Here is a 13,346-nt window from a genome sequence, read left to right on the forward strand (position 1 = left end):
CTCCGGCGGTTTTCATGCTCTCCCCGCAGCGTAGAGGCCATGTGTTCGATCGGGCCATTCCTGGGTCGGGAGACCCCCCCATTGTGTCTGATTGACGATTACACTGACCGGGTGCCTCGACTACGACTCGCCCTCAATCAGATCGACTCCACCGTCGGTGACCTCGCGTCGAACGCCGAGTCGGTGCTGCGCTGGACCCGGCACGGTGCCGAGCGGGGCGCCCACCTGGTGGCGTTCCCGGAGATGACGCTGACCGGCTACCCGGTGGAGGACCTCGCCCTGCGGTCGTCCTTCGTGGCCGCCTCCCGGGCCGCGCTGCGCGCGCTGGCCGCCCGGCTCGCCGCCGAGGGGCTCGGCGAGCTGCCGGTGATCGTCGGCTACCTCGACCGCTGCCCGACCGCGCAGCCCAAGTACGGCCAGCCCGCCGGGGCCCCGCAGAACGCGGGCGCGGTCCTGCACCGCGGCGAGGTGGTGCTGAGCTACGCCAAGCACCACCTGCCGAACTACGGCGTCTTCGACGAGTTCCGCTACTTCGTGCCCGGCGACACCATGCCGGTGCTGCGGGTCGGCGGGGTCGACGTGGCCCTCGCCATCTGCGAGGACCTCTGGCAGGACGGCGGACGGGTGCCGGCCGCGCGCTCGGCGGGGGCCGGGCTGCTGCTCTCCATCAACGCCTCGCCCTACGAGCGCGACAAGGACGACACCCGCCTCGAACTGGTCCGCAAACGCGCCCAGGAGGCCGGCTGCACCACCGCCTACCTGGCGATGACCGGCGGCCAGGACGAACTGGTCTTCGACGGCGACTCCATCGTGGTGGACCGGGACGGGACGGTCCTCGCCCGGGCGCCGCAGTTCACCGAGGGGTGCGTGGTGGTCGACCTCGACCTGCCGACCGCGGCGCCGGTGGCCGAGGCGCCGGCCGGGGTGGTCGACGACGGGCTGCGGATCGAACGGGTGGTGCTGAGCGCGGAGCCGCCGGCTCCGCCGGCCGGGGAGCGGGCGGACGGCGGGCACGCGGACCGGCTCGACGCCGACGAGGAGGTCTACTCGGCGCTCGTCGTGGGACTGCGGGCGTACGTCGCGAAGAACGGGTTCCGCTCCGTGCTGATCGGGCTGTCCGGCGGCATCGACTCCGCGCTGGTCGCGGCCATCGCGTGCGACGCGGTCGGCGCGGCGAACGTGTACGGCGTCTCGATGCCGTCGAAGTACTCCTCCCAGCACTCCCGGGACGACGCGGCGGAACTGGCGCGGCGCACCGGCCTCAACTACCGGACCGTGCCCATCGAGCCGATGTTCGAGGCGTACATGGGGGCGCTCGGGCTGACCGGCCTCGCCGAGGAGAACCTCCAGTCCCGGCTGCGCGGCACCGCGCTGATGGCGATCTCCAACCAGGAGGGTCACATCGTGCTGGCCCCCGGCAACAAGTCGGAGCTGGCGGTCGGCTACTCGACGCTGTACGGCGACTCGGTGGGCGCGTACGGGCCGATCAAGGACGTGTACAAGACGTCCGTCTTCCGGCTGGCCGAGTGGCGCAACCGCGCGGCGCGCGAGCGCGGGCAGACTCCGCCGATCCCGGAGAACTCGATCACCAAGCCGCCCAGCGCCGAGCTGCGGCCGGGACAGGTCGACACCGACTCGCTGCCGGACTACCCCGTCCTGGACGCCATCCTGGAGCTGTACGTCGACCGGGACCGGGGCGCGGACGAGATCGTCGCCGCCGGGTACGACCGGGAACTGGTGACGAAGACCCTGCGGATGGTCGACACCGCGGAGTACAAGCGGCGCCAGTACCCGCCGGGCACGAAGATCTCCCCGAAGGGCTTCGGCAAGGACCGCCGGCTGCCGATCACCAGCGGCTGGCGGGAGGGGGCCTGAACCGCTCCGGTCCCCCTAACGCTGCGCTGCCAGCTTCCCCAACAGCGCGTGCAACGGCTCCGTGGCCCGCTGCCGGTACTCCTGCACCGACCACCCGTTGCCGTCCGGGTCCTTGAAGTACATGAACGTCGCCCCGTCGTCCGGCGAGTACTGGACGGGTTCCGAGACGTCCAGTCCCCGCCCGGTCAGCTCCGCGTGCGCCGCCTTGATGTCGGCGACGCAGAGCTGGAGCCCCTGGTAGCTGCCGGGGGCCGGGGGCCCGCCGCCGGTCAGCTCCCAGATGCTGTCGCCCAGCGCGATGGAACAGCCCGAGCCCGGCGGGGTGAGCTGCACGATCCGCATGCCGGGCATGACCTCCTGGTCGATGTCGACGTGGAAGCCGACCTTGTCCCGGTAGAAGTCCCGGGCCCGGTCGAGGTCGCTGACCGGCAGCGGGATCACTTCGAGGGTCATGTCCATGGTGCGGCTCCCTTCGGACGGCTGGTGTCCAGCCAAGCGGATGGCCGCGCCGGGCGCCACCCATGGGCAACGGGCGCCACCCTCTGGGCCAGGTGTCCGGTTAGGCTCTGGCCAGGACGACCTTGATCCAGGACGACCTCGATTCAGGACGACCTCGACCGACAGGAGGCCGGGATGACGGCGCCGGGACGCAGGAGCAGTACCTTCACACGGCTGCTGCGGCACGGCTTCACGGACGCCTCCGCCGCCGAGCGGCTGCTGGACAGCGTGGAGCTGACCCCCGTACGCAACGACCCGGTGCTGCTCGACGCCCTCGGTGCCACCGCCGACCCCGACCTCGCGCTGCTCGCTCTGGTGCGGCTCCTGGAGGCGCAGCCCGCGCCCGCCGGGCGCCGCGAACTGCTCGACACGCTGACCGCGTCCAAGCCGCTGCGCGACCGGCTGCTCGGTGTGCTGGGCGCCTCCGAGGCGCTCGGTGACCACCTCGCCCGGCACACCGGGGACTGGCGGGCGCTGGTCACCTACGAGCCGCGGGACCTGCACCCGGGGGTGGCGGAGTTCGAGGAGTGCCTCGGCGGGGCCGCCGACCCGGTCGCGCTGCGGGTCGCCTACCGGCGCTGCCTGCTGTCGCTGGCCGCCCGGGACGTGTGCGGCACGATCGACGTCGCCGAGACCGCCGCCGAGCTGGCCGACCTCGCCACCGCCACGCTGCGGGCGGCGCTGCGGATCGCCGCCGGGGCCGCGCCGGAGGACGCCGCGCTGTGCCGGCTGGCGGTGATCGCGATGGGCAAGTGCGGTGGTCACGAACTGAATTACGTGTCCGACGTCGACGTCATCTTCGTGGGCGAACCGGTCGAGGGGGCCGACGAGACGGCGGCGGTGCGGGCGGCCACCCGGCTCGCCTCGCATCTGATGCGGGTGTGCTCGGAGACCACGGTGGAGGGGTCGATCTGGCCCGTCGACGCCAATCTGCGGCCCGAGGGGCGCAACGGGCCGCTGGTGCGGACGCTGAGCAGCCATGTCGCGTACTACCAGCGGTGGGCCAAGACCTGGGAGTTCCAGGCGCTGCTCAAGGCCCGGCCGGTGGCCGGCGACCTCGCGCTGGGCGAGGAGTACGTCGCCGCGCTCCGGCCGCTGGTGTGGCAGGCCGCCGAGCGGGACAACTTCGTCACCGACGTGCAGCAGATGCGGCGGCGGGTCATCGAGAACATCCCGGTCGCCGAGGTCGACCGGCAGATCAAACTGGGGCCGGGCGGGCTGCGGGACGTCGAGTTCGCGGTGCAGCTGCTCCAGCTGGTGCACGGGCGGGCCGACGCGTCGCTGCGCAGCGGTACGACGCTGGACGCGCTGAAGGCGCTGGCGGCGGGCGGGTACGTGGGACGGGTGGACGCGGCTCAGCTGGACGAGGCGTACCGGTTCCTGCGCTCCCTGGAGCACCGCATCCAGCTGCACCGGCTGCGGCGGACCCATCTGGTGCCCGAGGACGAGGCCGATCTGCGGCGCATCGGGCGGTCGCTGGGGCTGCGCACCGAACCGGTCGGCTCGCTGCTGCGGGAGTGGCGGCGGCACGCGGCGGTGGTGCGGCGGCTGCACGAGAAACTGTTCTACCGGCCGCTGCTCGACGCGGTGGCCGCGCTGGCGCCGGGGCAGGCGCGGCTGAGCCCGGAGGCGGCGCGGGAGCGGCTGGTGGCGCTCGGGTACGCCGATCCGGCGGCCGCTCTGCGGCATCTGGAGGCGCTGGCGTCCGGGGTGACCCGCAAGGCGGCGATCCAGCGGACGCTGCTGCCGGTGCTGCTGGGGTGGTTCGCGGACTCGGCGGATCCGGACACCGGGCTGCTGAACTTCCGGAAGGTGTCGGACGCGCTCGGGAACACGCCCTGGTACCTGCGGCTGCTGCGGGACGAGGGGGCGGCGGCGGAGAACCTCGCGCGGGTGCTGTCGGCCGGGCGGCTCGCCCCTGACCTCCTGATGCGGGCGCCGGAGGCGGTGGCACTGCTCGGCGAGGGCGACGGGGGCGGACTCGCGCCGCGCGGCCGGGAGCAGCTGGAGGCGGAGATCCTCGCGGCGGTCGGGCGTGCGGAGGGGGCCGTGCAGGGGGTGACGGCGGCGCGCGGAGTACGGCGGCGGGAGCTGTTCCGTACGGCGGCGGCGGACATCGTGGCGTCGTACGGCACGGAGGCGCAGCCGGTGGTGGCCGATCCCGGGGCGCTGGTGGACCGGGTGGGGGCGGCGGTGTCGGACCTGACGGCGGCGACGCTGGCGGGGACCCTGCGGGCGGTGGTGCGGGAGGGCTGGGGCGATGAGCTGCCGACCCGGTTCGCGGTCATCGGGATGGGGCGGTTCGGGGGGCACGAGCTGGGTTACGGGTCGGACGCGGACGTCCTGTTCGTGCATGAGCCGCGGGACGGGGTGGGGGAGCGGGAGGCCGGGGAGGCCGCGAACCGGGTGGTCGCGGAAATGCGCCGGCTGTTGCAGGTGCCGAGCGCCGATCCGCCGCTGATCGTGGACGCGGATCTGCGGCCGGAGGGGAAGTCCGGGCCGATGGTGCGGACGCTCGGGTCGTACGCGGCGTACTACCGGCGGTGGTCGCTGGTGTGGGAGTCGCACGCGCTGCTGCGGGCGGAGCTGGTGGCGGGAGACCCGGAGCTGGGGCGGCGGTTCCTCGAACTGGTCGATCCGCTGCGGTACCCGAAGGCGGGGCTGGGCGAGGACGCGGTGCGGGAGATCCGGCGGCTGAAGGCGCGGATGGAGTCGGAGCGGATGCCGCGCGGCGCGGATCCGAAACTGCACGTGAAGCTGGGGCCGGGCGGGCTGGCGGACGTGGAGTGGACCGTGCAGTTGGCGCAGTTGCGGCACGGGCACGAGGTGGCGGGCCTGCGGACCACGCGGACCCGGGCGGCGCTGGTCGCCGCGCGGGAGGCCGGGCTGGTCGGGGAGGAGGAGGCGCGGATCCTGGACGAGGCGTGGGTGCTGGCGACGCGGGTGCGCAACGCGGTGATGCTGGTGCGGGGGCGGGCCGGGGACACCTTCCCGAGCGAGAGCCGGGAGCTGGCGGCGGTGGGGCGGTACCTGGGGTACGGGGACGGGCACGCCGGGGACATGCTGGACGCGTACCGGCGGTCGGCCCGGCGGGCCCGGGGGGTCGTGGAGACGTTGTTCTACGGGGGATGACGACCGTGACGGGGCCGGTGCGAGCGTCACGCGGCAGGTGCGGGGGCGGGTCGAAGGTGCGGGGGTGCGGCGAGTCCGCCGCGGGACGGGCGGGCTTCCGTCGGCCGACCGTCCCGCCTCTCGCGCCCGGCTAAGCGGCGGACCGCGCCGCACCCCCGCACCCCGCTCCGCCCGGTGGGCGAGTGCGGGTGTGTTCCAACGGGGAGGGCGGGCGCGGCGGCACCCCGGCAGTGCCGGGCCGCGCCCCCGGGAGGCGCGGAGAGGGCGTCCCGTCAGCGCCGGGCCGCGCGGCCCGGCGCCGGGACAGTCGCGGTGCCCCGCGAAACCCCCGGCACCCGCGGCAGCGCGTACGGCACCTTCCCGTACCACGCCGAAGCCACCAGGAACCCGAAGCACAGGCACAGCACACCCCCCACCGCGTCCAGCCAGAAGTGGTTGGCCGTCGCGACGATCACCACCAGCGTGAGCGCCGGGTAGAGCAGCCCCAGGACCCGCACCCACGGCACCGAGGCCAGCGCGAAGATCGTCAGCCCGCACCACAGCGACCACCCGATGTGCATGGACGGCATCGCGGCGTACTGGTTGGACATGTTCTTCAGGTCGCCGGACGCCATCGAGCCCCACGTCTGGTGGACCATGACGGTGTCTATGAAACCGCCGCCGTTCATCAGGCGGGGCGGGGCGAGTGGGTACAGGTAGTAACCGGCCAGTGCGACGCCGGTGGTCGCGAAGAGGGCCAGCCGGGTCGCCGCGTACCGGCCGGGGTGGCTGCGGAAGAGCCAGACCAGCACGGCCAGGGTGATCACGAAGTGCAGGGTGGCGTAGTAGTAGTTCATGCCCACGATCAGCCAAGTCACCGAGTTCACGGTGTGGTTGACCGACTGCTCGACGGCGATGCCGAGTTGGTGCTCCAGGCGCCAGATCCAGTCGGCGTTGCGCAGTGCCTGGCCGCGCTGTTCGGGTACCGCGTTGCGGACCAGTGAGTACGTCCAGTAACTGATCGCGATCAGCAGGATCTCGAACCACAGGCGGGGCCGGCGCGGGGTGCGCAGCCGGCTGCCGGGACCGGGCCGGGCCGGGGCCGTGACCGGCTGCGGAACGGCCTCTTCGCGCCCTTCCGTCGTCGTCACGGTCGTGTCACCCATAGGCACAGAGTCTGCCAGAAAAGCCCTCTTGGACCGATCATCCCTCCGTCGGGTTCTGGACGCACGTTCTACGCCGGTCGGAGGGTGCCCGCTCCGCCCTGAGAAGGAGTCAGTCGCGCCGGCGGCCCTGGGGCGCCGAGGCCGTCGAGCCGCGGACCACCAGCTCCGGCATGAAGACGAACTCGCTGTGCGGGGCCGGGGTCCCGCCGATCTCCTCCAGCAGCGTGCGTACGGCGGCCTGGCCCATCGCCGGGACCGGTTTGCGGACCGTGGTGAGCGGCGGGTCGGTGAAGGCGATCAGCGGGGAGTCGTCGAAGCCGACCACCGAGATGTCCTTCGGGACGTCCAGGCCGCGCTGCCGGGCCGCCCGTATCGCGCCCAGCGCCATCATGTCGCTGGCGCAGACCACGGCGGTGCAGTCCCGTTCGATCAGGGCGAGGGCGGCGGCCTGGCCGCCCTCCAGGGTGTACAGGGAGTGCTGGACGAGTTCGGATTCGATCTGCGCGGTGGGCAGGTTCAGCAAGTCCTGCACGGCCCGGACGAAGCCCTCGATCTTGCGCTGCACCGGGACGAAGCGCTTGGGGCCGAGCGCCAGGCCGATGCGGGTGTGGCCGAGGGACGCCAGGTGCGTGACGGCCAGGTTCATCGCCGCGCGGTCGTCGGGGGAGATGAACGGGGCCTGCACCTTCGGGGAGAAGCCGTCCACCAGGACGAACGGCACGCCCTGCGCGCGCAGCCGCTCGTAGCGCTGCATGTCCGCGTTGGTGTCGGCGTGCAGCCCCGAGACGTAGATGATGCCGGCCACCCCGCGGTCGACCAGCATCTCCGTCAGCTCGTCCTCGGTGGAGCCGCCGGGGGTCTGGGTGGCGAGCACCGGGGTGTAGCCCTGCCGGGTCAGCGCCTGGCCGATGACCTGGGCCAGCGCCGGGAAGATCGGGTTCTCCAGCTCCGGGGTGATCAGGCCGACCAGGCCCTCGCTGCGCTGGCGCAGACGTACCGGGCGCTCGTAGCCGAGGACGTCCAGCGCGGCGAGTACGGACTGACGGGTGGTGGCGGCGACGCCCGGCTTGCCGTTGAGGACGCGGCTGACGGTCGCCTCGCTCACCCCCGCCTGGGCGGCGATGTCGGCAAGCCGTGTGGTCACAGGGGTGGACTGTACCGGGCGGTGCGCCGCTTGCCCACCGATCGGTCGCCGTGGGCGACTTGTCGGACGCCCCCGCGCGGGCTGCTGCGTCATCGCGCTCCCTCAAGATATTGACAGCAAGAACTTGCAGAGTCTTGCACAACCGGCCGCCGAGTGGTCGACCCCCGCAAACAAGCGTCTCACGGCGGTCGCCGACAGGTCACACCCGAATAACGGCGGAGACTTCTTGCACTTTTTTTCTGCAAGGTCTTTCGAAACGCTTTCATCGCTGTTACGTTCTCGTCGCCCGGCGGCGGCGATGGCGCGGTCGGCAAGTCGACAGGAGCGGCGGACGGGACCGCCCCTGCGTACCCGGGCTTTCACCCTCAAGGAGAACTCATGCGGCGTGGCATAGCGGCCACCGCGCTGGTGGCGTCCCTCGCCCTCGCGGCGACGGCCTGCGGCGGGAGCGACAGCGGCGACTCGGCCGACGGACCGGTGACCATCACCTACTGGGACACCTCCAACGCGACCAACGAGGCGCCGACGTACAAGGCCCTGGTCAAGGAGTTCGAGGCGGCCAACAAGGACATCAAGGTCAACTTCGTCAACGTCCCCTTCGACCAGGCGCAGAACAAGTTCGACACCGCCGCCGGCAGCAAGGGCGCGCCCGATGTGCTGCGCGCCGAGGTCGGGTGGACGCCCGCCTTCGCCAAGAAGGGCTTCTTCCTGCCGCTGGACGGCACCGAGGCCCTCGCCGACCAGGACAAGTTCCAGAGCAGCCTGATCGAGCAGGCCCAGTACGAGGGCAAGACGTACGGCGTTCCGCTGGTCACCGACACCCTCGCGCTCGTGTACAACAAGGAGCTGTTCGAGAAGGCCGGGGTCGAGGCGCCGAAGACCTGGGACGACCTGAAGCAGGCCGCCGCCACCATCAAGGCGAAGACCGGCGTCGACGGGTACCTCGGCTCGACGGCCGGGTACTACGGCCAGCCGTTCCTGTACGGCGAGGGCACCGACACCGTGGACGCCGCGGGCAAGAAGATCACCATCGCCTCCGCCGAGGCGAAGAAGGCGTACCAGACCTGGCTGGGCCTGTTCGACGGCAAGGGCCTGGGCAAGGCCGACACCACCGCCGACGCCTACGCGCACAAGCAGGACGCCTTCGTCAACGGCGAGGTCGCCTCGATCATCGAGGGCCCCTGGGAGATCACCAACTTCTACAAGGGCTCCGCCTTCAAGGACAAGAGCAATCTGGGCATCGCGACCGTCCCGGCCGGGTCGACCGGTGAGGCGGGGGCGCCGACCGGCGGCCACAACCTGTCCGTGTACGCCGGCTCCGACGAGGCGCACCAGCAGGCCGCGCTGAAGTTCGTCAACTTCATGACCTCCGCGAAGTCGCAGGAGACCGTCGCCCTGAAGAACTCCACGCTGCCGACCCGGGACGACGCCTACACGGACAAGGTGAAGGCCGACCCGGGCATCGCCGGCTACCAGGGCGTGCTGGCCGCCGCCCAGCCGCGCCCCGCGCTGCCCGAGTACAGCTCCCTGTGGACCCCGCTCGACGACGAACTGCCGCTGATCGCCAGCGGCAAGAAGTCCCTGGACGAGGGGCTGGGCGACGCCGAGACCGCGTTCACCAAGCTGGTGCCCGACTTCAGCAAGTGAGCCCGGGTGACCGCCGGACCACCCGTCCCAGGGGGGAACGGGGACCCGGCGGTCACCGGCCCAGGTGCCGAACCCCTTGATCCGCTTGATCCGCAGGATTCCGAGAAGGTTGTCGAACCATGACAGTCACCATCGACCGCGCCACCGGCAGGCGCCGCGGTGACCAGGCGCCGCGCCCCGGCTGGGGCACGCGACTGAAGAACGGCTACCAGAAACACTGGTACGCCTACGCCATGATCGCCCCGGTCGTCGTCGTGCTCGGCGTCCTGGTGCTGTACCCGCTGGCCTACGGCTTCTACCTCACCCTCACCGACGCCGACAGCCTCAACTCCGCGCGCACCATCGGCGTCAACGAGATCGAGGCCACCTACAAGTTCGTCGGGCTCGACAACTACGCCGACATCCTGTGGGGTGAGACGGCCTACGACCGCTTCTGGTCGCACTTCATCTGGACGGTGGTGTGGACCGCCGCCTGCGTCACCCTGCACTACTGCATCGGCCTGGGCCTGGCCCTGCTGCTCAACCAGAAGAGCCTGCGCGGGCGCACCTTCTACCGGCTGATCCTGGTGCTGCCCTGGGCCGTGCCGACCTTCGTGACCGTGTTCGGCTGGCGGTTCATGCTCGCGGACAGCGGGATCATCAACTCCGCGCTGGAGACGCTGCACCTGCCGACGCCGCTGTGGCTGGAGGACACCTTCTGGCAGCGGTTCGCCGCCATCATGGTCAACACCTGGTGCGGGGTGCCGTTCATGATGGTCTCGCTGCTCGGCGGGCTCCAGTCGATCGACGCCTCGCTGTACGAGGCCGCCGAGATGGACGGCGCGAACGCCTGGCAGCGGTTCCGGCACGTGACGCTGCCGGGGCTCAGGTCGGTCAGCTCGACCGTGGTGCTGCTGGGCATCATCTGGACCTTCAACCAGTTCGCCATCATCTTCCTGCTGTTCGGCAACACCGCGCCGGACGCGCAGATCCTGGTCACCTGGGCCTACCAGCTCGGCTTCGGACAGCAGCCGCGCGAGTTCGCGCAGTCCGCCGCCTACGGCATCCTGCTGCTGGCCGTCCTGATCGTCTTCACCTCCTTCTACCGCCGCTGGCTGAACCGCGATGACCAGCAGCTCGCGATCTGAGGCATCCACCATGACCACCACCACCGTCACCCCGGCCACCGGTCCGGCGGAGCAGGCCGACGCCGCGCGCGGCCCGGCGCGGCGCGGCCGGCGCGGCGCGGGCAACGCCCTCGCCGCGCACGGCGTCCTGATCGTCGCCTCCCTGATCGCCCTGTTCCCCATCGCCTGGCTGGTCTTCCTGTCCCTCGGCCCGGACAAGGACGACTACCTGCACCCCGGCGGGATCTGGGGGAAGATGACGTTCGCCAACTACTCGTTCGTCCTCCAGAACACCAACTTCTGGGAGTGGCTGAAGAGTTCGCTGATCGTCTCGCTGGGCACCACGGTCATCGGCGTCATGGTCGCCGCGACCACCGGGTACGCCGTCTCCCGGATGCGGTTCCCCGGCTACAAGAAGCTGATGTGGGTGCTGCTGCTGACGCAGATGTTCCCCATCGCCGTGCTCATCGTGCCGATGTACCAGATCCTGTCCGAGCTCCAGCTCATCGACAGCTATCTCGGCCTGGTCCTGGTCTACTGCTCGACCGCGGTGCCGTACTGCGCCTGGCTGCTCAAGGGGTACTTCGACACCATCCCGTTCGAGATCGACGAGGCGGGGCGGGTGGACGGGCTGTCACCGTTCGGCACGTTCTTCCGGCTGATCCTGCCGCTGGCCCGGCCGGGCCTCGCGGTGGCCGGCTTCTACAGCTTCATCACGGCCTTCGGCGAGGTCGCGTTCGCCTCGACGTTCATGCTGTCCGACACCAAGTACACCTTCGCGGTCGGGCTCCAGAGCTTCGTCAGCGAGCACGACGCGCAGCGCAACCTGATGGCCGCGACCGCCGTGCTGATCGCCATACCCGTGTCCGGCTTCTTCTACCTCGTGCAGAAGAACCTGGTCACCGGCCTCACGGCGGGCGGCACCAAGGGCTGAGCCGCCCTCAACGGCTTCTTCGACGGGGCGGTCGCGGTGCCCTCCGACCCCGCAGCACCGCGACCGCCTCCTTCTCCTCGTCCCCATCCACGCTTCCCTGTTCCCGTCACGCCTCAAGGACGACATGAGCCAGCAGCACTCCGCAGCCCAGGCCCCCACTTCCCGGACCGCATCGGCCGTCGCCACCGTCACCCGGCGCCGCGACTGGTGGCGCGACGCCGTCATCTACCAGGTGTATCCGCGCAGCTTCGCCGACAGCAACGGCGACGGCATGGGCGACCTGGAAGGCGTCCGCACCCGTCTGCCCTACCTCCGCGACCTCGGGGTGGACGCGGTGTGGCTCAGCCCCTTCTACGCCTCGCCGCAGGCCGACGGCGGCTACGACGTGGCCGACTACCGGGCCGTCGACCCCATGTTCGGCACCCTGCTGGACGCCGACGCGCTGATCCGCGACGCCCACGGACTGGGCCTGCGGATCATCGTCGACCTGGTGCCGAACCACTCCTCCGACCAGCACGAGTGGTTCAAGCGCGCGCTCGCCGAGGGCCCCGGCTCCCCGCTGCGGGACCGCTACCACTTCCGGCCCGGCAAGGGCGAGCACGGCGAACTGCCGCCCAACGACTGGGAGTCCATCTTCGGCGGTCCGGCCTGGACGCGCACCGAGGACGGTGAGTGGTACCTGCACCTGTTCGCCCCCGAGCAGCCCGACTTCAACTGGGAGCACCCGGCGGTCGGCGACGAGTTCCGCTCCATCCTCCGCTTCTGGCTGGACATCGGCGTGGACGGCTTCCGGATCGACGTCGCCCACGGCCTGGTGAAGGCGGCGGGCCTGCCCGACCTGGGAAACCACGAGCAGCTGAAGCTGCTGGGCAACGATGTCATGCCGTTCTTCGACCAGGACGGCGTGCACGACGTGTACCGCCAGTGGCGGCTGATCCTCGACGAGTACAGCGGTGAACGCATCTTCGTCGCGGAGGCTTGGACCCCGACCGTCGAGCGCACCGCCAACTACGTCCGCCCGGACGAGCTGCACCAGGCGTTCAACTTCCAGTACCTCGGCACCCACTGGGACGCCGCAGAACTGCGCGGCGTCATCGACCGCACCCTGGAGGCGATGCGCCCGGTCGGCGCCCCCTCCACCTGGGTCCTGTCCAACCACGACGTCACCCGCCACACCACCCGCTTCGCCAACCCGGCCGGCCTGGGAACCCAGCTCCGCCTGCCCGGCGACCGCGAACTGGGCCTGCGCCGCGCCCGCGGCGCCACGCTGCTGATGCTGGCCCTGCCCGGTTCGGCGTACGTCTACCAGGGCGAGGAACTCGGCCTCCCGGACGTCACCGACCTCCCCGACGACGTGCGCCAGGACCCCGCCTACTTCCGGGGCGCCGGCCAGGACGGGTTCCGCGACGGCTGCCGGGTGCCGATCCCGTGGACCCGTACCGGATCGTCGTACGGCTTCGGGGACGGCGGGAGCTGGCTGCCGCAGCCGGCCGGCTGGGGCGAGCTGAGCGTCGAGGCGCAGACCGGGGTGGCCGGCTCCACCCTGGAGCTGTACCGCGCGGCCCTGGCCGTCCGCCGCGCCCAGCCCGACCTGGGCGCGGGTGACGCGGTGGAGTGGCTGCGCGCCCCGGAGGGCGTACTGGCCTTCCGGCGCGGCGAGTTCGTCTGCGTGGCCAACACCACCGGCGAGTCGGTCACGGTGCCGGTGCACGGGCGGGTGCTGCTGGCCAGCGGCGAGGTGACCGAGGCGGACGGCGAGGCGAAGGTGCCGGCGGACACCACGGTGTGGTGGACCCGGGCCTGACGGCCCTGCCCTGCCGTGGGCCCGCCGCTCCGCACGGGGCGGCGGGCCCACGGCCTACGAT

Annotated in this window: 9 protein-coding genes; 6 read left to right on the forward strand and 3 right to left on the reverse strand. The window is 71.7% G+C overall.

Annotated elements, in window-relative coordinates:
- Nucleotides 1-111: 111 nt before the first annotated feature.
- Nucleotides 112-1,875, forward strand: coding sequence for an NAD+ synthase (locus AB0G32_RS18600; RefSeq protein WP_361163903.1), 1,764 nt, complete (start codon nucleotides 112-114; stop codon nucleotides 1,873-1,875).
- A 15-nt stretch (nucleotides 1,876-1,890) separates the two neighbouring features.
- Here the strand turns inward: AB0G32_RS18600 and AB0G32_RS18605 are convergent, their stop codons facing one another.
- Nucleotides 1,891-2,334: a VOC family protein gene (locus tag AB0G32_RS18605; RefSeq protein WP_361163905.1), complete on the reverse strand. Its 444-nt coding sequence runs from the start codon at nucleotides 2,332-2,334 to the stop codon at nucleotides 1,891-1,893.
- A gap of 174 nt (nucleotides 2,335-2,508) precedes the next feature.
- Here AB0G32_RS18605 and AB0G32_RS18610 point away from each other — a divergent pair, with 174 nt between their 5' ends.
- Complete coding sequence (locus tag AB0G32_RS18610; protein WP_361163907.1) at nucleotides 2,509-5,505, forward strand: bifunctional [glutamine synthetase] adenylyltransferase/[glutamine synthetase]-adenylyl-L-tyrosine phosphorylase; 2,997 nt, start codon at nucleotides 2,509-2,511, stop codon at nucleotides 5,503-5,505.
- A 272-nt stretch (nucleotides 5,506-5,777) separates the two neighbouring features.
- Here AB0G32_RS18610 and AB0G32_RS18615 read toward each other — a convergent pair whose 3' ends face one another.
- A complete protein-coding gene (locus AB0G32_RS18615) occupies nucleotides 5,778-6,650 on the reverse strand; it encodes a phosphatase PAP2 family protein (RefSeq protein ID WP_361163909.1) in 873 nt (290 codons plus the stop codon).
- Between the two features lie 109 nt (nucleotides 6,651-6,759).
- A complete protein-coding gene (locus AB0G32_RS18620) occupies nucleotides 6,760-7,794 on the reverse strand; it encodes a LacI family DNA-binding transcriptional regulator (RefSeq protein ID WP_361163911.1) in 1,035 nt (344 codons plus the stop codon).
- Between the two features lie 378 nt (nucleotides 7,795-8,172).
- Between AB0G32_RS18620 and AB0G32_RS18625 the strand changes: the two genes are divergently transcribed.
- The 4 genes from AB0G32_RS18625 (at nucleotide 8,173) to AB0G32_RS18640 (ending at nucleotide 13,285) form a co-directional block, all read left to right on the forward strand.
- A complete protein-coding gene (locus tag AB0G32_RS18625) occupies nucleotides 8,173-9,441 on the forward strand; it encodes an extracellular solute-binding protein (protein WP_361163913.1) in 1,269 nt (422 codons plus the stop codon).
- A gap of 119 nt (nucleotides 9,442-9,560) precedes the next feature.
- Nucleotides 9,561-10,568: a sugar ABC transporter permease gene (locus AB0G32_RS18630; protein ID WP_361163915.1), complete on the forward strand. Its 1,008-nt coding sequence runs from the start codon at nucleotides 9,561-9,563 to the stop codon at nucleotides 10,566-10,568.
- Nucleotides 10,569-10,578: 10 nt separating this feature from the next.
- Nucleotides 10,579-11,481, forward strand: coding sequence for an ABC transporter permease subunit (locus tag AB0G32_RS18635; RefSeq protein ID WP_361163917.1), 903 nt, complete (start codon nucleotides 10,579-10,581; stop codon nucleotides 11,479-11,481).
- A gap of 124 nt (nucleotides 11,482-11,605) precedes the next feature.
- On the forward strand, nucleotides 11,606-13,285 hold the full coding sequence (locus AB0G32_RS18640) for a glycoside hydrolase family 13 protein (RefSeq protein ID WP_361163919.1): 1,680 nt from the start codon (nucleotides 11,606-11,608) through the stop codon (nucleotides 13,283-13,285).
- The last annotated feature ends 61 nt before the right edge of the window (nucleotides 13,286-13,346 follow it).

The organism is Streptomyces sp. NPDC023723 (genome assembly GCF_040639815.1).
GTDB lineage: Bacteria > Actinomycetota > Actinomycetes > Streptomycetales > Streptomycetaceae > Streptomyces.